The sequence below is a fragment of the Burkholderia metallica genome (genome assembly GCF_902832845.1).
Classification (GTDB): Bacteria; Pseudomonadota; Gammaproteobacteria; order Burkholderiales; family Burkholderiaceae; genus Burkholderia; species Burkholderia metallica.
In genome coordinates this window covers 286734-307807 of sequence record NZ_CADFDB010000005.1, presented here as the reverse complement: position 1 = coordinate 307807, position 21074 = coordinate 286734, and the positions used below count along the sequence as shown (strand labels likewise).

Annotated in this window: 18 protein-coding genes; 13 read left to right on the top strand and 5 right to left on the bottom strand. The window is 67.2% G+C overall.

Annotation, left to right across the window (positions count from 1 at the left end):
• The first annotated feature begins 9 nt into the window (after positions 1-9).
• From HWX08_RS16805 to HWX08_RS16795, 3 genes are all read left to right on the top strand, one after another.
• Positions 10-1371: an ATP-binding protein gene (locus tag HWX08_RS16805; RefSeq protein ID WP_174920506.1), complete on the top strand. Its 1362-nt coding sequence runs from the start codon at positions 10-12 to the stop codon at positions 1369-1371.
• Between the two features lie 189 nt (positions 1372-1560).
• Entirely contained in the window at positions 1561-2109 is a 549-nt protein-coding gene (locus tag HWX08_RS16800; RefSeq protein ID WP_006478563.1) for a peroxiredoxin, read from the top strand.
• A gap of 76 nt (positions 2110-2185) precedes the next feature.
• Positions 2186-2713 carry a carboxymuconolactone decarboxylase family protein gene (locus tag HWX08_RS16795; protein ID WP_174920505.1) on the top strand — a complete coding sequence of 176 codons (528 nt, stop codon included), beginning with the start codon at positions 2186-2188 and terminating at the stop codon, positions 2711-2713.
• Positions 2714-2838: 125 nt separating this feature from the next.
• Here the strand turns inward: HWX08_RS16795 and ispF are convergent, their stop codons facing one another.
• Complete coding sequence (gene ispF / locus HWX08_RS16790) at positions 2839-3324, bottom strand: 2-C-methyl-D-erythritol 2,4-cyclodiphosphate synthase (protein ID WP_069256921.1); 486 nt, start codon at positions 3322-3324, stop codon at positions 2839-2841.
• 28 nt (positions 3325-3352) lie between these two features.
• The gene (gene ispD / locus HWX08_RS16785) at positions 3353-4063 is read right to left on the bottom strand and encodes a 2-C-methyl-D-erythritol 4-phosphate cytidylyltransferase (RefSeq protein WP_069256922.1); all 711 of its coding nucleotides are present in this window, start codon (positions 4061-4063) and stop codon (positions 3353-3355) included.
• Between the two features lie 107 nt (positions 4064-4170).
• Here ispD and mfd point away from each other — a divergent pair, with 107 nt between their 5' ends.
• The 3 genes from mfd to HWX08_RS16770 all read left to right on the top strand — a co-directional run bounded on the left by mfd (position 4171) and on the right by HWX08_RS16770 (position 10047).
• Positions 4171-7641 (top strand): transcription-repair coupling factor, encoded by a 3471-nt coding sequence (gene mfd / locus HWX08_RS16780; protein WP_069256923.1) that lies wholly within the window; start codon positions 4171-4173, stop codon positions 7639-7641.
• Between the two features lie 105 nt (positions 7642-7746).
• Positions 7747-8967, top strand: a complete 1221-nt coding sequence (gene argE, locus HWX08_RS16775; RefSeq protein WP_069256924.1) for an acetylornithine deacetylase — start codon at positions 7747-7749, stop codon at positions 8965-8967.
• Between the two features lie 60 nt (positions 8968-9027).
• On the top strand, positions 9028-10047 hold the full coding sequence (locus HWX08_RS16770) for a threonine/serine dehydratase family protein (RefSeq protein WP_069256925.1): 1020 nt from the start codon (positions 9028-9030) through the stop codon (positions 10045-10047).
• Between the two features lie 143 nt (positions 10048-10190).
• On the opposite strand, the gene HWX08_RS16765 is transcribed toward HWX08_RS16770, so the two are convergent.
• Positions 10191-11198 carry a hypothetical protein gene (locus tag HWX08_RS16765; protein WP_174920504.1) on the bottom strand — a complete coding sequence of 336 codons (1008 nt, stop codon included), beginning with the start codon at positions 11196-11198 and terminating at the stop codon, positions 10191-10193.
• 304 nt (positions 11199-11502) lie between these two features.
• On the opposite strand from HWX08_RS16765, the gene HWX08_RS16760 reads away from it, so the two are divergent.
• Entirely contained in the window at positions 11503-11937 is a 435-nt protein-coding gene (locus HWX08_RS16760; protein ID WP_069258022.1) for a DUF3574 domain-containing protein, read from the top strand.
• A 292-nt stretch (positions 11938-12229) separates the two neighbouring features.
• Here HWX08_RS16760 and HWX08_RS16755 read toward each other — a convergent pair whose 3' ends face one another.
• The gene (locus tag HWX08_RS16755; RefSeq protein ID WP_174920503.1) at positions 12230-14746 is read right to left on the bottom strand and encodes a penicillin-binding protein 1A; all 2517 of its coding nucleotides are present in this window, start codon (positions 14744-14746) and stop codon (positions 12230-12232) included.
• 455 nt (positions 14747-15201) lie between these two features.
• On the opposite strand from HWX08_RS16755, the gene HWX08_RS16750 reads away from it, so the two are divergent.
• The 4 genes from HWX08_RS16750 to HWX08_RS16735 all read left to right on the top strand — a co-directional run bounded on the left by HWX08_RS16750 (position 15202) and on the right by HWX08_RS16735 (position 18581).
• Positions 15202-15882 (top strand): PspA/IM30 family protein, encoded by a 681-nt coding sequence (locus HWX08_RS16750; RefSeq protein WP_069256928.1) that lies wholly within the window; start codon positions 15202-15204, stop codon positions 15880-15882.
• A gap of 88 nt (positions 15883-15970) precedes the next feature.
• The gene (locus HWX08_RS16745; RefSeq protein WP_069256929.1) at positions 15971-17134 is read left to right on the top strand and encodes a tetratricopeptide repeat protein; all 1164 of its coding nucleotides are present in this window, start codon (positions 15971-15973) and stop codon (positions 17132-17134) included.
• 237 nt (positions 17135-17371) lie between these two features.
• The gene (mscL, locus tag HWX08_RS16740; protein WP_069256930.1) at positions 17372-17803 is read left to right on the top strand and encodes a large conductance mechanosensitive channel protein MscL; all 432 of its coding nucleotides are present in this window, start codon (positions 17372-17374) and stop codon (positions 17801-17803) included.
• A gap of 331 nt (positions 17804-18134) precedes the next feature.
• Positions 18135-18581, top strand: a complete 447-nt coding sequence (locus tag HWX08_RS16735; RefSeq protein WP_006488003.1) for a hypothetical protein — start codon at positions 18135-18137, stop codon at positions 18579-18581.
• Between the two features lie 66 nt (positions 18582-18647).
• Here the strand turns inward: HWX08_RS16735 and HWX08_RS16730 are convergent, their stop codons facing one another.
• Positions 18648-19541 (bottom strand): NAD(P)-dependent oxidoreductase, encoded by an 894-nt coding sequence (locus HWX08_RS16730; protein WP_174920502.1) that lies wholly within the window; start codon positions 19539-19541, stop codon positions 18648-18650.
• A 135-nt stretch (positions 19542-19676) separates the two neighbouring features.
• Between HWX08_RS16730 and HWX08_RS16725 the strand changes: the two genes are divergently transcribed.
• Together HWX08_RS16725 and HWX08_RS16720 are read left to right on the top strand one after the other, a co-directional pair.
• Positions 19677-19886, top strand: a complete 210-nt coding sequence (locus tag HWX08_RS16725; RefSeq protein WP_174920501.1) for a dodecin — start codon at positions 19677-19679, stop codon at positions 19884-19886.
• 232 nt (positions 19887-20118) lie between these two features.
• Positions 20119-21048 (top strand): LysR substrate-binding domain-containing protein, encoded by a 930-nt coding sequence (locus HWX08_RS16720; protein WP_006762467.1) that lies wholly within the window; start codon positions 20119-20121, stop codon positions 21046-21048.
• The last annotated feature ends 26 nt before the right edge of the window (positions 21049-21074 follow it).

Below are 21074 nucleotides of genomic sequence, written 5' to 3'. Positions count from 1 at the left end.
GCCCGTCCCATGCGTATCGACCGGCGCCTCCTGCAGCTCGCGTTCGGCGGGCTGTTCTGGCGCACCTTCCTGCTGATCGCGCTGCTGATCTCGGTCAGTCTCGCCGCGTGGTTCCAGAGCTTTCGCGTGATCGAGCGCGAGCCGCGTGCGCAGCGTGTCGCGCTGCAGCTCGTCGCGATCGTGAAGCTCACGCGCACCGCCCTGCTCTATTCCGATCCCGACCTGCGGCGCGCGCTGCTGCAGGATCTCGAGAGCAACGAGGGCGTGCGCGTCTACCCGCGCGAGAAAACCGACAAGTTCAAGCTGCAGCCCGACGAATCGCTGAATCGTCTGATCGAACACGACATCCGCAGCCGCCTCGGCGACGATACCGTGATCGCGCAGTCGGTCAACGACATCCCCGGCGTATGGATCAGCTTCAAGATCGACGACGACGATTACTGGGTCGCGCTCGACCGCGACCAGCTCGACAACGTCACGGGCCTGCAGTGGGCCGGCTGGGGGCTGTTCGCGCTCGCGTTGTCGCTGTTCGGCTCCGCGTTCATCACGAGCCTCGTGAACCGGCCGTTTTCCAGGCTCGCGCTCGCCGCGCGCCAGGTCGGCTCGGGCCAGGCGCCCGACCCGCTGCCCGAGCGCGGGATGGGCGTCGCGGCCGACACCAACCGCAGCTTCAACCAGATGGTGCGCGACCTCGAACAGCTCGAGGCCGACCGCGCGCTGATGCTCGCGGGCATCTCGCACGACCTGCGCACGCCGCTCGCGCGGCTGCGGCTCGAAACCGAGATGAGCCCTTCCGACCAGGCGACCAAGGACGCGATGGTCGACGACATCGAACAGATGGACCGGATCATCGCCGCCTTCATCGACTACGCGCGCCCGTCGCAGCGCAAGCCCGAACCCGTCGACCTGTCGTCGATCGCGCAGGAAGTCGCCGCGCGCGTGTCGGGCGAGGACGGCGTCGAGATTCGCACGCGGCTCGCGCCGAGCGCGATCATCGAAGCCGACGAAACCGACATGCGCCGCGTGATCGGCAACCTCGTCGAGAACGCGCGCAAGTACGGCCAGAGCAAGGAGGACGGCGTGTCGCGCATCACGCTCGAGACGCGCGTGTCGCACGCACGCGTGGAGCTGTCGGTGAGCGACGAAGGCCCCGGCATCCCCGAGGATCAGCTGCCGCTCGTGATGCGGCCGTTCTACCGCGTCGACACCGCGCGCACCAAGGCCGACGGCACGGGCCTCGGGATGGCGATCGTGCTGCGCCTCGTCGGCCGCTATCGCGGCGCGCTGCGCCTGCGCAACCGCCAGCCCGACGCGGGCCTCGAAGTCACACTCGAATTCCCCGGCGCCGGCAAGGCGCGTGCGACCGCATGACACGCGCGCGCCCGCGGGTTGCGCGCCACACTATCGATCCGGTTGAAAAAAGCTATGAGGGTTGTTAGTCAAAATCTATTGAAGTGTTTTACTAATAGTGTTATAGTTTTGCCCATGCTGTCACACCATCGTTGCAGCACCGAGGTAGCTTGACTCAGTCTTCTTCCCAACTCATACAGGAGTATCCGCATGAAAACCGTGGGCGATAAACTCGAAGCTTTCACCGTCGTAGCCGCGAAGCCGGGCTTCAACAATCACGAGGAAAACGGCCAGTCGGCGTTCGAGACCGTCACCGAAGCGTCGTTCCCGGGCAAGTGGAAGATCATCTACTTCTATCCGAAGGATTTCACGTTCGTGTGCCCGACGGAAATCGTCGAGTTCGCGAAGCTCACGAAGCAGTTCGAAGAGCGCGACGCCGTGCTGCTCGGCGGCAGCTCGGACAACGAATTCGTCAAGCTCGCATGGCGCCGTGAGCACAAGGACCTCGACAAGCTGAACCACTACTCGTTCGGCGACGTCAAGGGCGAGCTGATCGACCAGCTCGGCGTGCGCGACAAGGAAGCCGGCGTGGCGCTGCGCGCAACGTTCATCGTCGACCCGGACAACACGATCCAGCACGTTTCGGTGAACAACCTGAACGTCGGCCGCAGCCCGGAAGAAGTCCTGCGGATTCTGGACGGCCTGCAAACGGACGAACTGTGCCCGTGCAACCGTGCAGTCGGCGGCGCAACGCTGTAAGCGCATCGATGCACGAAGCCCGCGGCGCACGTCTTGCCTGCGGGCTTTTTTAACGGCCAACCCATAGGAGATATCAATGGAATTCATCGACTCGATTAAGGCACGTATTCCCGACTACGCGAAGGACATTCGCCTGAACCTCGACGGCACGATCTCGCGCTCGTCGCTCGAAGGCACCGACGCGGTCGGCGTCGCACTGGCGGCGGCGATCGCGGCGAAGAGCACGGTGCTCGTCAAGACGATCCGCGAAGCCGGCGTCCTGTCGCCCGAAGAGACGAACGCCGTGCTGACGGCGGCCGCGCTGATGGGGATGAACAACACCTGGTATCCGTATGTCGAGATGGCCGACGACGTCGACCTGAAGACGCAGCGCGCCGAACTGCGGATGGGCGCTTACGCGACGCACGGCGGCGTCGACAAGCGCAAGTTCGAGATGTACGCGCTCGCCGCGTCGATCGTCGGCAAGTGCCACTTCTGCGTGAAGTCGCACTATGCGCTGCTGAAGAACGAGCAAGGGATGACCGTCACGCAGCTGCGCGACGTCGGCCGCATCGCGTCGGTGATCAACGCCGCCGCGCAGGTGATCGCCGCCGAAGGCGAGTGAGCGGTTGCGCCGCCCGACCGGCAGCGATGCCGGCAGCGGCGCGGCGCCCCAAACGAAAATGCCACGCATCGCGCGTGGCATTTTTCATTTCGGCGGCGCCAACCGCGCACCGCTCCGGCCGGGCGTCACGCGCCCTGCTTCACCAGCAGCGCGGCCGCCTGCGCCTCGATGCCCTCGCCGCGGCCGAGATAGCCGAGCTTCTCGTTGGTCTTCGCCTTCACGTTCACGCGCTCGAGCGGCAGCCCGAGATCGGCCGCGATGTTCGCGCGCATCCCGTCGATATGCGGTGCCAGCTTCGGCGCCTGCGCGATCACGGTGCTGTCGACGTTCTGGATCGTGAAGCCGGCGGCCTGGATGCGTGCGACGCACTCGCGCAGCAGTACGCGGCTGTCGGCGCCCTTGAACGCCGCATCCGTGTCGGAAAAATGGCGGCCGATGTCGCCTAGCGCGGCCGCGCCGAACAGCGCGTCGGTGATCGCGTGCAGCAGCACGTCCGCGTCCGAGTGGCCGAGCAGGCCGCGTTCGTACGGAATCGTCACGCCGCCGATGATGAGGGGGCGCCCCTCGACGAGCTGGTGCACGTCGTAGCCTTGTCCGATTCTGAAATCCATGCGTGTTCCGATTGAGAGGGGGTGAAAGTCAGGAAGCGTTCGCGGGACGCGCGAGAATCGCTTCCGCGAGCGCGAAATCTTCGGGGTACGTGACCTTGAAGTTGCGCAGGCTGCCCTGCACGACGCGCGGCGTATGGCCGGCCCATTCGATCGCGCTCGCTTCGTCGGTGAGGTCGTGCCCTTCGCGCTGCGCGCGCAGGATCGCGTCGCGCAGCATGCCGATGCGGAACATCTGCGGCGTCTGCGCCTGCCACAGCGCGTCGCGCGACTCGGTGCGCGCGATCGCGTCGCCGCCGGCCGGCACGCGCTTGAGCGTATCGGCCACCGGCAGCGCGACGATCCCGCCGACGGGGTCGTCCTTCAGCGTCGCGACGAGCGTGCGGATCAGCGCCGGCGTGATGCCGGGGCGGGCCGCATCGTGCACGAGCACCCAGTCGTGGTCGGTCGCGCCGAATTCGGCCAGCTCGAGCAGCCCGTTCAGCACCGACGCCTGGCGCGAGCCGCCGCCGCAGCGGCGCACCGCGAAGCGCAGGCCCGCGAAGCGGCGCGCATCGAAATGGGAATCGTCGGGAGCAAGCACGACGAGCGTCTGCGCGAATTCGCTGCACGCATCGAACGCGGCGAGCGTGTAGTGCAGCAGCGCACGGCCGGCCAGCGTGCGGTATTGCTTCGGCACGGCCGAACCGGAGCGGCTGCCCGTGCCGGCACAGGGAATCAGGGCGAAAAGTCGGGGAGTCACGAAAGGAAACGCCGGAAAGGTGAAATCGAGAAGCGGATTTTATAATAGGTCTTTCGTCTCGACCGGCGCACCGCGATGCGCCCGTGCACGCCACCCCTGTCGTCCCTATGCCAGATAACGCTTCTACCCCGCCCGCCTCGCCCGTTGCCCGCGTCAAGCCCGGCCAGCGTTTCGCCTTCGACGGCGCGCACGGTTCCGCCGACGCGCTCGCCATCGCCCGTTATCTCGCCGACAATCGCCAGGACGTGCCGCTCCTCGCGGTGATCTGCGCAAACGCGGTCGATGCGCAGCGGCTGTCGCAGGAAATCCGCTACTTCTCGCCCGACGCGCGCGTGCGCCTGCTGCCGGACTGGGAAACGCTGCCGTACGACACGTTCTCGCCGCACCAGGACCTCGTCTCCGAGCGGCTCGCCACGCTGCACGATCTCGGCGAGGGCCGCTGCGACATCCTGCTCGTGCCCGCGACCACCGCGCTGTACCGGATGCCGCCCGCGTCGTTCATGGCCGCGTACACGTTCGCGTTCGCGCAGGGCGAGCGGCTCGACGAGGCGAAGCTGAAGGCACAGCTCACGCTGGCCGGCTACGAGCACGTGAGCCAGGTCGTGCGGCCCGGCGAATACTGCGTGCGCGGCTCCCTGATCGACCTGTACCCGATGGGCTCGCCGCTGCCGTACCGGATCGACCTGTTCGACGACCAGGTCGACTCGATCCGCGCGTTCGACCCCGACACCCAGCGCAGCCTCTACCCGGTGCGCGACGTGCGGCTATTGCCCGGCCGCGAGTTTCCGTTCGACGAAGCCGCGCGCACGGCCTTTCGCAGCCGCTGGCGCGAGACCTTCGAAGGCGACCCGAGCCGCGCGCCGATCTACAAGGACATCGGCAACGGCGTGCCGTCGGCCGGCATCGAGTATTACCTGCCGCTGTTCTTCGACGAAACGGCTACGCTGTTCCACTACCTGCCGCAAGACGCGCACCTCGTGTTCACCGGCGATCTCGAAGCGTCGATCCGCCGCTTCACCGCCGATACGAAGCAACGCCACGCGTTCCTCGCGCACGATCGCGAGCGGCCGATCCTCGAACCGCAGCGGCTGTTCCTGTCCGACGAGGACTTCTTCGCGTTCGCGAAACCGTTCGCGCGCGTCGTGCTGCCCGCGCAGCCGGCGGGCGGCTGGGCGACCGCGCTGCCGGAACTCACCGTCGATCGCCATGCCGACGATCCGCTCGCGTCGCTGCGCACGTTCGTCGAATCGTCGGGCAAGCGCGTGCTGCTGACCGTCGAATCGGCCGGCCGCCGCGAAACGATCCTGCAGCTGCTCGCCGAACACCATCTGCGCCCCGCGTCGAACGACCACTTCGCCGGCTGGCTCGCGAGCGACGAACGCTTCGCGCTCGGCGTCGCGCCGCTCGCGAACGGCTTCGCGGTGCCGGGCGAAGGCTATGCGGTCGTCACCGAAACCGAGCTGTACGGGGCACTCGGCCGGCGCACGGGCCGCCGCCGGCAGGAACAGGCGAGCAACGTCGACGCGATGGTGCGCGACCTGTCGGAGCTGAAGGTGGGCGACCCGGTCGTCCACGCGCAGCACGGCATCGGCCGCTACATGGGCCTCGTGTCGATGGATCTCGGCGAAGGCGAGACCGAATTCCTGCATCTCGAATACGCGGGCGACAGCAAGCTCTACGTGCCCGTCGCGCAATTGCACGTGATCTCGCGCTACAGCGGCGCCGACCCCGACAGCGCACCGCTGCACGCGCTCGGCTCCGGCCAGTGGGAGCGCGCGAAGCGCAAGGCCGCGCAGCAGATCCGCGACACGGCCGCCGAGCTGCTGAACCTGTACGCGCGTCGCGCGGCCCGCGAAGGCCACGCGTTCTCGCTCGATCCGCGCGACTACGTGAAATTCGCGGAAAGCTTCGGCTTCGAGGAAACGCCCGACCAGGCGGCCGCGATCGCGGCCGTGATCGGCGACATGACGAGCGGCAAGCCGATGGACCGCCTCGTGTGCGGCGACGTCGGCTTCGGCAAGACCGAGGTCGCGCTGCGCGCCGCATTCATCGCGGTGCTGGGCGGCAAGCAGGTCGCGCTGCTGTCGCCGACCACGCTGCTCGCCGAGCAGCACACGCAGACCTTCGTCGACCGCTTCGCGGACTGGCCGGTGCGCATCGTCGAGCTGTCGCGCTTCAAGACCGCGAAGGAAATCAACGCGGCGATCGCGCAGATCAACGAAGGCAGCGTCGACATCGTGATCGGCACGCACAAGCTGCTGTCGTCGGACGTGCAGTTCAAGCGCCTCGGCCTCGTGATCATCGACGAGGAGCACCGTTTCGGCGTGCGCCAGAAGGAAGCGCTGAAGGCGCTGCGCGCGGAAGTCGACGTGCTGACGCTCACCGCGACGCCGATCCCGCGTACGCTCGGGATGGCGCTCGAAGGGCTGCGCGATTTCTCGGTGATCGCGACCGCGCCGCAGAAGCGGCTCGCGATCAAGACCTTTGTGCGCCGCGAGGAAGAAAGCGTGATCCGCGAGGCGATGCTGCGCGAGCTCAAGCGCGGCGGCCAGGTGTACTTCCTGCACAACGAAGTCGAGACGATCGAGAACCGCAAGGCGATGCTCGAGGAACTCGTGCCGGAAGCGCGCATCGTGATCGCGCACGGCCAGATGCACGAGCGCGAGCTCGAGCGCGTGATGCGCGATTTCGTCGCGCAGCGCGCGAACGTGCTGCTGTGCACGACCATCATCGAGACCGGCATCGACGTGCCGAGCGCAAACACGATCATCATGCACCGCGCGGACAAGTTCGGCCTCGCGCAGCTTCACCAGCTGCGCGGGCGCGTCGGCCGCTCGCATCACCAGGCGTACGCGTACCTGCTGGTGCACGATCCGCAGGCGCTGACCAAGCAGGCGCAGCGCCGGCTGGAAGCGATCCAGCAGATGGAGGAACTCGGCTCGGGCTTCTATCTCGCGATGCACGATCTGGAGATCCGCGGCACCGGCGAGGTGCTCGGCGACAAGCAGTCGGGCGAGATCCACGAGATCGGCTTCCAGCTCTATACGGACATGCTCAACGACGCGGTGAAGGCGCTGAAGAACGGCAAGGAGCCCGACCTCACCGCCCCGCTCGCCGCGACGACGGAAATCAACCTGCATGCCCCGGCGATCCTGCCGGCCGACTACTGCGCGGACGTGCAGGAGCGGCTGTCGCTGTACAAGCGGCTCGCGAACTGCGAGCACGGCGATGCGATCGACGGCATCCAGGAGGAACTGATCGACCGCTTCGGCAAGCTGCCGCCGCAGGCGCACGCGCTCGTCGAGACGCACCGGCTGCGGATCGCCGCGAAGCCGCTCGGCATCGTGAAGATCGACGCGAGCGAAGTGGCGATCGGGCTGCAGTTCGAGCCGAATCCGCCGATCGATCCGATGCGGATCATCGAGATGGTGCAGAAGCATCGCCACATCAAGCTCGCGGGCCAGGACAAGCTGCGCATCGAGACGCGCTCGCCCGATCTCGCGATCCGCGTGTCGACGATCAAGGAAACGCTGCGCGCGCTCGCCCCCACGCAGGGCGCGGTGGCCGCCGCACGCTGACGCGATACCGGCGGATGCGGTGTTGCTGCACCGCATCGCGCCCGGCAAAGGCGGGCCGACGTGTTTTTGAGTATGATTTTCCCATTCCTCAGACGGAGTTTTGCCATGTCCACTCTCGACGCGACGGCGCCTTCCGCCGCCGATCAAGGCGACGCGTCGCTCGTCAGCCTGCCCTGGATCAAGCAACTGGTGTCGATGGACACGACGAGCCGCGTGCCGAACCTCGGCCTGATCGAAACGGTGCGCGACGCGCTCGCGGCGAAAGGCATCGCATCGACGATCACGCACGATCCGCGCGAGGGCTGGGCGAATCTGTTCGCGACCGTGCCGGCGCACGACGGCTCGACGAACGGCGGGATCGTGCTGTCGGGGCATACCGACGTCGTGCCGGTCGACGGCCAGCAATGGGACAGCAACCCGTTCGCGCCGGAAATCCGCGACGGCCGCCTGTACGGTCGCGGCACCTGCGACATGAAGGGCTTCATCGGCGCCGCGCTCGCGCTGCTGCCCGAGATGCAGGCGACGACGCTCGCGAAGCCGATCCATTTCGCACTGTCCTACGACGAGGAAATCGGCTGCGCGGGCGCACCGCTGATGATCGCCGACCTCGTCAAGCGCGGCGTGCAACCGTCCGGCTGCATCGTCGGCGAGCCGACCAGCATGCGGCCGATCATCGCGCACAAGGGCATCAATGCGTACCGCTGCTGCGTGCGCGGCCACGCCGCGCATTCGTCGCTGACGCCGAAGGGGCTGAACGCGATCGAGTACGCGGCGCGCCTCATCTGCCACATCCGCGACATCGCCGACCGCTTCCGCGCCGAAGGCCCGTTCGACGCGCTGTACGACGTGCCGTTCACGACCGCGCAGACGAGTACGATCCAGGGCGGCAACGCGATCAACACGGTGCCGGCCGAGTGCCGCTTCGACTTCGAATTCCGCAACCTGCCGACGCTCGATCCCGACCAGATCTTCACGCGCATCGAGGCGTATGCACGCGATACGCTGCTGCCGCAGATGCAGCGCGAGCATCCGAATGCCGCGATCGAGTTCTCGAAGATCGCCGCGGCGCCCGGTCTCGACGCCACCGAACAGGCCGCGATCACGCAGCTCGTGCGCGCGCTGACGGCCGACCAGGACAAGCGCAAGGTCGCGTACGGCACCGAGGCCGGCCTGTTCGAACGCGCGGGCATCCCGAGTGTCGTATGCGGGCCCGGCAACATCGAGCAGGCGCACAAGCCGAACGAATATGTCGAGCTCGCGCAGCTCGCCGCCTGCGAGCAGTTCCTGCGCAAGTTCATCCGCAGCATGTCGGTCGACGCGCACTGACTGCCTCCCGCCCCGCCGGCCCGCGCGTGCGGGCCGGCCCACTCCGCCACCCGCCACGTCATGTCGACTGAACACCCGGGCTCCGCCCATACGACGATCGACGGCGAGCCGATTCCGACGCTCGACGAAATCGCCGCGCAGCATTTCGCGTTGTCGCCGTGGGTCGCGCGCACGCCCGTGTTCGAACGCGCCGACCTGCCGTCCCTCGAAGGCACGCACGTCAACTTCAAGTTCGAACTGCTGCAGGTGAGCGGCAGCTTCAAGGCGCGCGGCGCATTCACGCACCTGCTCGCACTCGACGAAGCCCGCAAGAACGCGGGCGTCACCTGCGTGTCGGCCGGCAATCATGCGGCGGCCGTCGCGTATGCGGCGATGCGGCTCGGCAGCAGCGCGAAGGTCGTGATGTTCCATACCGCGAGCCCGACGCGCATCGCGCAATGCAAGCAGTACCGCGCGGAAGTCGTGCTCGCGGGCAGCGCATCGCAGGCATTCGATCTCGTGCGGCGGATCGAGGCCGAGGAAGGCCGCTTCTTCATTCATCCGTTCAACGGCTATCACACGATCCTCGGCACCGCGACGCTCGGCTACGAATGGGCGACGCAGACGCCCGACCTCGATGCGGTGATCGTGCCGATCGGCGGCGGCGGGCTCGCGGCCGGCATGGCGACCGCGTTGCGGCTCGCGAATCCGCGCGTGCACGTGTACGGCGTCGAGCCGGAAGGCGCCGACGCGATGAGCCGCAGCTTCGCGGCCAATCACACGATCAAGATGAGCGCGATGCAGACGATCGCCGATTCGCTGATGGCGCCGCATACCGAGGAATACAGCTACCAGCTGTGCCGGCGCCACGTCGACCGCATCGTCACCGTGTCCGACGACGCGCTGCGTGCCGCGATGCTGTTCCTGTTCTCGCAACTGAAGCTGTCGGTCGAACCGGCGTGCGCGGCCGCCCTCGCCGCGCTGCTTGGCCCGCTGCGCGAAACGCTGCAGGGCAAGCGCGTCGGCGTGCTGCTATCGGGTACGAATACCGACCCCGCCACGCTCGGCATGCATCTCGCGCACGCGACGCTGCAACACTGAGCGCGCAGCGGCTACGGGTTATCCCCAGTTCGTGTTGAAGAGCCTGTGGACAAGCGTCTGACAGGCTCGCCAAGTCGTTGATCGGCCGGCGTTTTCCAGCGGCGATGCAAAATGCGTCGCTTGGCACACCGCCGGCACGCGTATCAGCCCGGCAACGCCTGCGCACCGTAGCAGTACGCGAACATCGACGACATGCCGCCCAGGTACAGCGCCGTGTTCAAGCGTGGCCGTACCTTGATCTCGAACCGGTTCGGCGTGGCGAGCAGCGCCAGCAGCGCGGCAGCGAACGGCCAGTGCCCGACGGCATCGATCATCCCGAACGGGATCACGGCCACCGCGAAGAAGCCGAGCAGCGCGACGATGCATGCCTTCGCCGACAGTCGCCCGAACACGATCAGGTACGCACAGACGAACTCGACGAAGCCCGCGCTGAACAGGAAGAACTCGCGATCGAGCCCGAACGACAGGTACGGGTACTGATCCAGCAGCCGGTAGAACGTGTCCGGATAGGCGAACTTCTCGATGGCCCCCCACAGCAGCGTGCATGCGGTCGTGACGCGCAGCGCCATCAGCGACGCGCACGTGAGCCGGCCCGCGCGAAGCGATTCCGCGATCAGGAACAACGCGATGCCGACGAAGATCGTGTAGTCGAGCAGATGAAACATTCCGTATTCGGCCGCCGCGATCGCGTACAGCGCGAGGATGCCGAGCCCGGACACGAACGCGGTGCGATTGAACAGCGCACAGCCCGCGATCGCGTACTGCAGCAGCACGACGGCGGTCGAGCCGGTTTCGAGTTCCGGCGTGAGGATCACCTGCAGGCCCGTGATCTGCAGCAGCACGAAAAAGAGCGCGACGGCATAGCGCAGGAACGGTCCGACATGGCGCATCCCCTGCGCGTCGAGCGACCTGACGAACCGGGGCGTTGCCAGCCGGTTGTCGATCGCGATGACCGCAAAGATCGCGACGGCGCTCAGCGCGAGCAGGATCAGGAACAGCGGGTTGCCGAACACCGACGCGAGCTGCGCCGGCGCCGCGGAGACGTCGTACGCCTCGAACCATTTGACGTGTGCGTGCGACAGCGCGGGCAGCGCGGCGCCGAAAGCGGCCAGCAGCTTCAGGAAGGTAGGTTTCGGATTGACATGCTTCATGATCGTTCGTAAAGACTCCGGGTTGAGAGCCGTGCGCACCTCGCGCAACGGCGCTTTCGGGAATGGCGGGTAACGGGCCGCCGCGGTTATCCACAGATTGTGTTGACAGCCCTGTTGACAACTGCGCTGACAACCGCGCAAGTCGTTGAGCGCGCAGCGTTTTGTGTGCGTGCCACGCAATGCGTGCGAGACAGGCGCCGCGGCCGGCCGCGGCGCATGCGCGGCGCCCGTCGCGCGCCGCTTGGAATCCGCCGCCGGCCATGACACACTCGCGGACATCGCGCACCCCATGGAGGGCACCGCCATGCGCTCGCTGTCGCTCGGTCTCGTATTCGGCCTCGCCGTGCTGTCCGGCTGCGCGGCCCCGTCTGCGCCCGTCGCGGGCGATGCCGCGTTCTGCACGCAAGCCGGCGGCAGTCGCCAGTTGCAGGCCGACCTGCTGTTCGGCCGCGACATCGCGGGGCGCGGCCCCGTCACCGACGCGGAACGCGCCGCGTTCCTCGCCGACGTCGTCACGCCGCGCTTTCCCGACGGCTTCACGCTATGGGACACGCACGGGCAATGGCGCGACCGCACGACTGGCCGCATCACGATCGAACACAGCTTCGTCGTGCGTATCGTTGCCGGCGATACGCACGAGACCGTCGATCGCGTGTCCGCGATCCGGCGCACCTACGCCGAGCGCTTCCGCCAGGAATCGGTCGGCGTCACGCTCACGCCGGTCTGCGCGTCGTTCTGACGGTGTGCGGTTCGGTGCGGTGAGCCGTGCTCGCGGCCGCATTCGACGGTAGGCTGGACAGCGGCCTGTACATAGGATTCCTCTGCACTTCCATCACGCCCTCGACCGGATGTGACCGCCGGGCGTTCGGGAAAAAGCGAGTGTCCCGCACACGGCGCCGCACGAAAACGTTTCTCAGCAATTCTTCGATACGGTGCGACATACGGCGCGCATCCACCGCCCGCGCATCGCCCGCAGGCAAAAAAACGGGCGCCCGAAGGCGCCCGTCGCATGCCGGAACCGCGCGTGCCGCTTATTTGTTCTCGAACATGTCCATGATCTGCTGCTTCTCCTGCGGCGTGACGGGCGGCGGTGCAAGCCCCGCCGCACCGGCCGAGCCGAGTGCGTCGTTCGCGCTGATCGCGTTCTCGGCCGGGTTGATGTCGACGTTCGCGACGAAGCCGTTGCCCGGCGTGCGATCGGCGTAGTACAGCTCGCCGTCGATCGAGGTCAGGCCGTCCGGCATCGGCATCTGCTGCTCGGGCACGCCGTTCAGCGCGGTGCGCATGTAGTTCACCCAGATCGGCAGCGCGAGCTGCGCGCCGAATTCGCGGCTGCCGAGGCTCTTCGGCTGGTCGAAGCCCATCCACGCGACCGCGACGAGCGACTGCTGATAGCCGGCGAACCAGCCGTCCTTCGCGTCGTTCGTCGTACCCGTCTTGCCCTGCAGGTCGCTGCGGCCCAGCGCGTTGGTGCCCGCACCCGTGCCGGCCGTCGCGACCGAATGCAGCAGGCTGTTCATCACGTACGCGTTGCGCCCTTCGATCGTGCGCGGCGCCGTGCTGCCCGCGAGCACCGGCTGCGACTTCTGCAGCGGCTGGCCGCGTGCGTCGTCGACTTCGGCGATCAGGTACGGATCGACCTTGTAGCCGCCGTTCGCGAACACCGCATAGCCGGTCGCGAGCTGCAGCGGCGTCACGAGGCCCGCGCCGAGCGCCATCGGCAGATAAGGCGGCGTCTTCGCCGGATCGAAGCCGAAGCGCTGCGTCACGTACTGCTGCGCGTATTGCGTGCCGATCGACGCGAGAATCCGGATCGACACGAGGTTCTTCGAACGCTGCAGGCCGGTGCGCATCGTCATCGGGCCGTCCGGCTGGTCGTCGTCCTTCGGCTCCCACGCGGTGCCGCCCGGCACGCTCGGCGGGAAATACAGCGGTGCGTCGTTGATCATCGTCGCCGGCCCGAGCCCCTTGTCGAGCGAGGCCGAGTAGATGAACGGCTTGAACGACGAGCCCGGCTGCCGCCATGCCTGCGTCACGTGGTTGAACTTGCTCTTGTTGAAGTCGAAGCCGCCGACGAGCGAGCGGATCGCGCCGTCCTGCGGCGCGATCGCGACGAGCGCGCCTTCGACCTGCGGCAACTGCACGACCTGCCAGCCCGTCTTGCCGTCCTTCAGCACGCGCACGACCGAGCCCGGCTTGATGCGCAGCGTGTCGTTCGCGCGCGGCCCGAGCGCGGCCGCGACGAAGCGCAGCCCGGCCGGGCCGATCGTCGTCGTCGCGCCGCCGACGAACTGCACCTCGACCGCATTCGGCGAGGCCGAGAGCACGACCGCCGATTGCAGGTCGCCGTTGTCCGGGTGATCGGCGAGCGCGTCGTCGATCGCCTCGTCGCGGTCGTCGCCGGCCGCGGGCAGCTTGATCGACGCTTCCGGCCCGCGATAGCCGTGGCGGCGCTCGTAGTCGAGAATGCCGCGACGCACGGCCTGGTATGCGGCTTCCTGGTCGGCCGAGTTGATCGTCGTCGTGACGGTCAGCCCGCGCGTATAGGTTTCGTCCTTGTACTGCTGGTACATCATCTGCCGCACCATCTCGGCGACGTACTCGCCGTGCACCGCGTACTGGTTGCCCGGCGTGCGCACGTGGATCTCTTCCTTCACGGCCTCGTCGTACTGCGGCTGCGTGATGTAGCCGACCTCGAGCATGCGCTTCAGGATGTATTCCTGGCGCACCTTCGCGCGCTTCGGATTGACGACCGGGTTGTACGCGGACGGCGCCTTCGGCAGCCCGGCGAGCATCGCCGCTTCCGCGAGCGTGATGTCCTTCAGGTCCTTGCCGAAATACACGCGCGCGGCGGCCGCGAAGCCGTACGAGCGCTGGCCGAGGTAGATCTGGTTCATGTACAGCTCGAGGATCTGATCCTTCGTCAGCGCCTTCTCGATCTTGTACGCGAGCAGCATTTCGTAGATCTTGCGCGTGTAGGTCTTCTCGCTCGACAGGAAGAAGTTGCGCGCGACCTGCATCGTGATCGTGCTCGCGCCCTGGCGCGCGCCGCCGTGCATCAGGTCGGCGACGCCCGCACGCAGGATGCCGACGAAGTCGACGCCGCCGTGCTCGTAGAAGCGGTAGTCCTCGATCGCGAGCACGGCCTTCTTCATCACGTCCGGAATTTCCTGGAAGCGCACGAGGCTGCGGCGCTCCTCGCCGAACTCGCCGATCAGCACGTGATCGGCCGTGAACACGCGCAGCGGCACTTTCGGCTGGTAGTTGGTCAGCGCATCGAGCGACGGCAGCTGCGGCGCCATTACGACCAGCGCATAGCCGACGATCAGCGCGCCGACGATCGCCAGCGTCGCGAACAGGCCGACGAACCACAGCGCGACGCGCGAGCCGAACGAGCGACGGCCCCCTCCGCCGCCGCTGCGCCGGGTGCGGTGGTCGTCGTCGCGACCGTCGTCCTCGGGGTAATAGGCCCCGGACGGCGAACGGCGCAGCGTGTAATGGGGTTCGTTCCGGTCGGAAGAAGAAGGCGGTCGTTTGATGATTGGCATGTCGGAATGGCGGGCGTACGTGGCGCCCTCGGACGCATGCGGAAATGCAAGCGGATGAATCAGAGCGGGTGCAGCGTGATGCGGCTGTCACGTCGACAGACCCCGCCGCGCGGCGATCCGTTCCCGCGACGTGACAGCGCATTTTAATGAAATCGACCGGAGGCCTTCGCGATTTTTTGTAAAAATTCCCGCAATGCCGTGATTTGAGGAACGTATTGTCGGCATCCTCTGCCTATCATGGACACGCGAAAGCGCAAGCATCGCGCCGCGCCTCGCCGAATTTCTTTCAGCCGCGAAAGGTTCGACGTCCTGCTGCGCGAGCCGCTTGAACTCGCCTGTTTAAGCCGTATTTAAGTGAACCGGTGGTGTAATATCCGCCGGCTCGTGCGGGCCGCAACCGGCTCGCCATGGGCACTGCCGCTCTCACGCGGCGCCTTTCAACCACGGAGGATTTCATGTCGCTTTTCGACTCTATTTCGCGCACGATCAAAGGCCTGCTGAACGATGCGGCCGATTCGGTACAGGATCCGTCGCGCGACGCACGGCAGATCGTGCGGGAGCTCGACGACAGCATCGGCCGTGCCGAGAATTCGCTGATCGAGATCGAGGCACAGGTCGCGACGCAGCGCAGCAAGCGCGATGCGGCCGACGACAAGGTGAAGAAGTACGAGGAAGGCGCGAAGCGCGCGCTGCAGGGCGGCGACGAAGCGCTCGCCCGCGAGGCCCTCGCCGCGCAGTCGAACGCGGAAGCCGAGCGCGACGCGCTCGCAGCCGAGCTGACGACGCTCGAGCCGTCGGTCGACAAGCTGAAGGGGCAGATCGCCGACATGCGCCAGCGCCGCAACGACCTGAATGCGCGCTCGAACATCCTGCAGGCCAAGCACGAAATCGCGCAGGCGAAGGACGTCGCGGCCAGCGCGCTGGGCGGCATCGGCGGCAAGAACCTGTCCGAAGACTTCCAGAAGCTCGAAGACAAGGTCGCGCTGCAGAACGCACGCTCGGACGCACGCCTGAATTCGGCCGACACGTCGAGCGGCAAGGCGCTCGACGACAAGCTCGCCGCGCTGAACAAGGGCCCGTCGGTCGAGGATCGCCTCGCCGCGCTGAAGAAGCAGCTCGACACGCCCGCGCAGTAACGGCCGCTGCGGGCCACCGCGCCGCCGCCCGCCCCGGGCGCGGCGCGAACCGATCGTCAGGAGACGGGCGCGTGCGCCCGGTTCGACCATGAAGAAATCTCTCGCCGCACTCGGCCTCTCGCTGATGTTGCTGTCGTCCGCCGCATTTGCGGTCCCGTCGTTGCAGCAGGTCGAGCAGTCGATCGCGCAACGCAACTGGCAGCAAGCCGACACGCAGCTGTCGCAAGTCATCGACGCCCATCCGAACAACGCGCACGCGCGCTACCTGTATGCGCAGGTGCTCGACCGCGAGGGCCGCGCGTCCGACGCGCTCGTACAGTTGCAGCGCGCGAAGTCGCTCGATCCGCAACTGAAGTTCACCGACGCGTCGCGCTTCGCGCAGACGGAGTCGCGCATTCGCGCCGACGCCGCGCGCGCAAGCGGCAACACGCCGTCGGCCACGCAGGCCGGTACGCTGCAATCGTCGCTCGCGCCTGCGCTCGCCCCGGCGGAAAAGCACGGCCCGTCCACCGGCATGTGGATCGGCCTCGGGCTGATCGTCGCGGTGATCGCGCTGGTGCTACGCTGGACGCTGCGGCGCGCGCGCACGGCCGACGACGGCCGCGCCGACGACGAACGCCGCACGCAGCTCAAGCGCGCCACCGACGTGCTGAACGACATCCGCCCGCTGAAGCTCGACGCGAAGCTGTCGACGGCGCCCGGCGCCGCGGCGCTCACGGGCGAACTCGAAACGATCGAGACCGACGCGCGCACGCTCGTCGAAACGCTGTCGAACGGCAAGAATCCGGTACCGCCGTATCGCGTCGACGAACTGGAACAACGCCTGGCGAGCGTGAAGGCGCGGGTGGAAGGCCGCCCCGACCCGGCCGCGCAACCCGCGCCGCCGGTGAACGGCAGCGGCTCCGTGTATGCGCAGGAAGCCGATCGCATGACGGGCGCGCAAGGCCAGCCGTATCCGCCGCAGCCCTACCCGCAACAGCAGCCGCCCGTCGTGATCCAGCAAGGCGGCGGCGGTTTCGGCGGCGGCATGGGCGGGCTGCTGACGGGTGTTCTGCTCGGCGAGGCGATGTCGGGCGGTCGCGAACGCGTGGTCGAGCGCGACGTGATCGTCGACGGCGAGCACCGCCGCCAGGAGAACGATCCGGGCTTCGACCTCGGCCGCGGCGACGATTCGAACTGGAGCGACGGCAACGGCGGCGGCGGCATGGACCTCGGCAGCAACGACGACGGCTGGACCGACGACAACACCTGAGTCCCCGCGCACCGGGCATCGACGTCCGCGTCGGCGCCCGGGCACGCCTGCACACGCTCCCCGGCATGCCCGCCGCGCCGACGCGCGGATTTGTCAATCATTTCAAGATGGACTACCGGCAATGGGGAGCGTTCGCTATCATGCGGCCATCGGCGTGCCACCGACCCTCATTCGACGCTCAGTATCCCTGCGCGTCGCGGCACGCCTCCTCTCGCCCCAACCAGGAGAAAGCCGCTCATGAGCATCATCAAGGAATTCAAGGAATTCGCCGTCAAGGGCAACGTCATGGATCTCGCCGTCGGCGTGATCATCGGCGGCGCGTTCTCGAAGATCGTCGACTCGGTCGTGAAAGACCTGATCATGCCGGTCATCGGCGTGCTGACGGGCGGTCTGGATTTCTCGAACAAGTTCGTTCTGCTCGGCACCATCCCCCCGACGTTCAAGGGTAATCCCGATTCGTTCAAGGATCTGCAGGCCGCCGGTGTGGCCGCGTTCGGTTACGGTTCGTTCATCACGGTGGCGATCAATTTCGTCATCCTCGCGTTCATCATTTTCCTGATGGTGAAATTCATCAACAAGCTGCGCAAGCCGGAAGAAGCCGCACCGGCCGCGACGCCCGAAGACGTCGTGCTGCTGCGCGAGATCCGCGATTCGCTGAAACAGCGCTGATCGCCGAGCGCTCCGCCCGTCAGGCCCGCCCCGTGCGGGCCTTTTTATTGCGCGCGATGCAGCGCCGCGTGCGGCCTATCTCACTTTTTTGTGACGGGCGAATGCACGCGCGGGAAAAGCAGGTCTATGATGGAGACTAAACGACAGTATGGGCGCCGAGACGCTGACTGTGTCGATCATGGCGAGCAGGTCGACGGGAGACATTGATCGTCGTACTGCACGAAGGCAGCATTTTCGTGTGCTATAAAGGATCGACATGCGGCGTACATAGCCGGGAGTGGGTCGCATGAAAGTGCCGCATTTCTTGCAATTGTTTTTGAGGCGAGTGTTTATGTCCTTCCCGAAAAAACGTCGGCGTGCCCCGCAGGATGGCCAGGAGTCATTCCTCGCGGTATTGCGCCACTCGAAACCTTTCGCCCAGCTCGACACCAAGATTGCCCGCGCCCGTGCGCAGGACGAACCCGTCCTGTACGCGCATGTGCTGCCCGGCCTCGACGTGCTCCTGTGCAGCGTACGCGGCGCCCAGCCGCCCTATCCCGCGATCGCCGAGCTGCGCAAGCGCTGCATCGAATCGATCGCGAACGCGCTCGAGCAGCCGCTGGACGGCCTCGAGAACGGCGGCTACTGGTACGAAGCGAACGGCTTCGGCTTCCTCGTGTTCGCCAGCCGTGCGCGCGCACGCATCCTGCCCGAGTTTGGTGCAGGCACGAAAGCGAGCCTGCGCGGCGGGCTCGGCCGCCAGAACGCCGGCGACACGACACCCCGCTCCCTCGGCTGATCCGCCTGCCAATCGATGGGCCGCCTCCGGGCGGCCCATCTGCCATTCACGCGCGCCGCTTGCCTGTCACGACGCCTGCCGACGCCCGTTGCCGGGCCGCACGATGTCGATGAACGCAGCGAAATCGGCACCGGCGAGCCCTTGCGCGGCGCCGAGCCGCAACACCTGCTGCACCGTGCCCGCTATGGGCATCACCGCGCCCGTGTCGCGTGCGGCATCGGCGATCGCATCGACGTCCTTCTGGAACGTGCCGAGCGCACCGATCGGCGGATGGCCGCCCGACGTCATGCGCGGCACGAACGTCTGCAGCAATACCGAATCGGCCCAGCCGCCGGCCAGCGCTTCGGCGAGGCGCGCCGCATCGATGCCGCTTGCCTGCGCAAGACCGACGGCCTCGGCGATCGCGGTGACCGTCGCGGTGACGATCGCCTGATTGCACAGCTTCGCCGTTTGCCCCGCGCCCGCGTCGCCCATGTGCGTGATGCGCGACGCGTACGTGTCGATCAGCGGCCGCACCGCATCGAGATCGGCCGCGCGGCCGCCGGCCATCACCGCGAGCGTGCCGGCCTGTGCGCCCGGCACGCCGCCCGACACGGGCGCATCGACCCAGCCGGCGCCGAGCGCGGCCGCGCGCGCCGCGTAATCACGCGTCGCGGCAGGCGGGATGCTCGAATGATCGACGATGCGCAGCAGGCGACGCGCAGCGGCATCGCCGGAGAGCAGCCCGTGCTCGCCGAACACGACGTCGCCCACCGCCCGGCCGTCGAGCACGCACACGAATACCGTGTCGACGCGCTCGGCCAGTTCGCGCGGCGTGCCGACCACCTGCGCGCCGTCCTTCACGAGCGCCTCGGCCTTCTCGCGCGAGCGATTCCATACGCTGACCCGATGCCCGGCCGCCAGCAAATGCCGAATCATCGGCGCGCCCATCAATCCCGGTCCGCAAAATCCGACTTCCACGATGTTCCTCGTCTCCGATATGGGTTGCACTTGCCGCCCATCATACCTATCACTCAAGAAGCCGGGCACGCGCGGCGCCGCGTCGGGACCGCGTCTTGCACCGGCGATACAGACCGATATCCCAGGGAGTGCATCATGAGCGACCACGTGTACAAGATGATCGAGCTGACCGGTTCGTCGCGGCAATCGAGCGACGACGCCATCCGCAACGCGATCTCGAAAGCCGGCAAGACGCTGCACAACCTGCACTGGTTCCAGGTGACCGAAACGCGCGGCCACATCGAGGGCGACCAGGTCGTGCACTGGCAGGTCACGCCGAAGGTCGGCATGCGCATCGACGACTGACGCGCACGCCGCATCGCGCGCTTCACACGCGGCGCCGCGAACCGCACACGTGCAACGCGTTTGTGCGCGGCGCCGCGCGCGCACGGCCATTCACCCCGTTCGGACCGCTTGCCGCGGCCCGGCCGGCGGACGTCTGCGGGTATCCATCTCTTGACGCTGGCCCGGCTTCATATTAAAAACGATATATTCCCCTGCCCCCTCGATCAGCCCGGACATATAAAACGGAGATATCATGAGTCAGCAACGCGAGGCGATCGACACGTACCTCTTGCGCGTCTTGCACACCTTGTTGATGGAGCGCAGCGTCACGCGCGCGGCCGTCAAACTGAACCAGTCGCAACCGGCGATCAGCGCCGCGCTGCGGCGCCTGCGCGACATCACCGGCGATCCGCTGCTGGTGCGCGGCAAATCCGGCATGGTGCCTACCGAATATGGGCTGCGCCTGCTCGAGCCGGTGCAGAACGCGCTGCGTGAAATCGAGCGCATCAAGTTCCAGCAGCACAACTTCGACCCGGCCACGTCGATCCGCTGCTACCGGATCGGCTGCCCCGACTACCTGAACGTGCTGTTCGTGCCGACGGTGGTCGAGCGCTTCCGCCAGGCCGCGCCGAACGCGACGCTCGAATTCCATTCGCTCGGCCCCGCGTTCGACTACGAGCTCGCGCTGGAAGACGGCAAGCTCGACATCGTCGTCGGCAACTGGCCCGAGCCGCCCGAGCAACTGCACCTGTCGAACCTGTTCGTCGACGAAATCGTCTGCCTGATGAGCAACACGCACCCGTTCGCGAAGCGCGGCGGGCTCACGCTCGACCAGTACCTGAACGCGCCGCATCTCGCGCCGACGCCGTACTCGGTCGGCCAGCGCGGCGCGATCGACGTGCATCTCGCGCGCGAACGCCTCAAGCGCCACGTGGTCGTCACGCTGCCGTACTTCAACCTCGCACCGTACGTGCTCGTGAAGTCCGACCTGATCTTCACGACCACGCGCCTGTTCGCCGATCATTACGCGAAGTTCCTGCCACTGTCGGTCGTGCCGGCGCCGCTCGACTTCCCGCCGATGCAGTACTACCAGCTGTGGCACGAGCGCTGCCACTACTCCGACGAAGTGCGCTGGCTGCGCAGCCTCGTCGCCGAAGCGACCCGCACGCTGATCGAGGCGTAACGGCTCGCGCCGCCCGGCGGCAACAC

Coding starts and splice junctions, on each gene's coding strand:
- HWX08_RS16805 (WP_174920506.1), top strand. CDS start 10: ATGCGTATCGACCGGCGCCTCCTGCAGCTCGCGTTCGGCGGGCTGTTC.
- mscL (WP_069256930.1), top strand. CDS start 17,372: ATGAGCATCATCAAGGAATTCAAGGAATTCGCCGTCAAGGGCAACGTC.
- HWX08_RS16765 (WP_174920504.1), bottom strand. CDS start 11,198: ATGAAGCATGTCAATCCGAAACCTACCTTCCTGAAGCTGCTGGCCGCT.
- HWX08_RS16720 (WP_006762467.1), top strand. CDS start 20,119: ATGAGTCAGCAACGCGAGGCGATCGACACGTACCTCTTGCGCGTCTTG.
- argE (WP_069256924.1), top strand. CDS start 7,747: ATGTCCACTCTCGACGCGACGGCGCCTTCCGCCGCCGATCAAGGCGAC.
- HWX08_RS16750 (WP_069256928.1), top strand. CDS start 15,202: ATGTCGCTTTTCGACTCTATTTCGCGCACGATCAAAGGCCTGCTGAAC.
- HWX08_RS16795 (WP_174920505.1), top strand. CDS start 2,186: ATGGAATTCATCGACTCGATTAAGGCACGTATTCCCGACTACGCGAAG.
- HWX08_RS16760 (WP_069258022.1), top strand. CDS start 11,503: ATGCGCTCGCTGTCGCTCGGTCTCGTATTCGGCCTCGCCGTGCTGTCC.
- HWX08_RS16755 (WP_174920503.1), bottom strand. CDS start 14,746: ATGCCAATCATCAAACGACCGCCTTCTTCTTCCGACCGGAACGAACCC.
- HWX08_RS16745 (WP_069256929.1), top strand. CDS start 15,971: ATGAAGAAATCTCTCGCCGCACTCGGCCTCTCGCTGATGTTGCTGTCG.
- ispF (WP_069256921.1), bottom strand. CDS start 3,324: ATGGATTTCAGAATCGGACAAGGCTACGACGTGCACCAGCTCGTCGAG.
- HWX08_RS16725 (WP_174920501.1), top strand. CDS start 19,677: ATGAGCGACCACGTGTACAAGATGATCGAGCTGACCGGTTCGTCGCGG.
- HWX08_RS16735 (WP_006488003.1), top strand. CDS start 18,135: ATGTCCTTCCCGAAAAAACGTCGGCGTGCCCCGCAGGATGGCCAGGAG.
- mfd (WP_069256923.1), top strand. CDS start 4,171: ATGCCAGATAACGCTTCTACCCCGCCCGCCTCGCCCGTTGCCCGCGTC.
- HWX08_RS16800 (WP_006478563.1), top strand. CDS start 1,561: ATGAAAACCGTGGGCGATAAACTCGAAGCTTTCACCGTCGTAGCCGCG.
- HWX08_RS16770 (WP_069256925.1), top strand. CDS start 9,028: ATGTCGACTGAACACCCGGGCTCCGCCCATACGACGATCGACGGCGAG.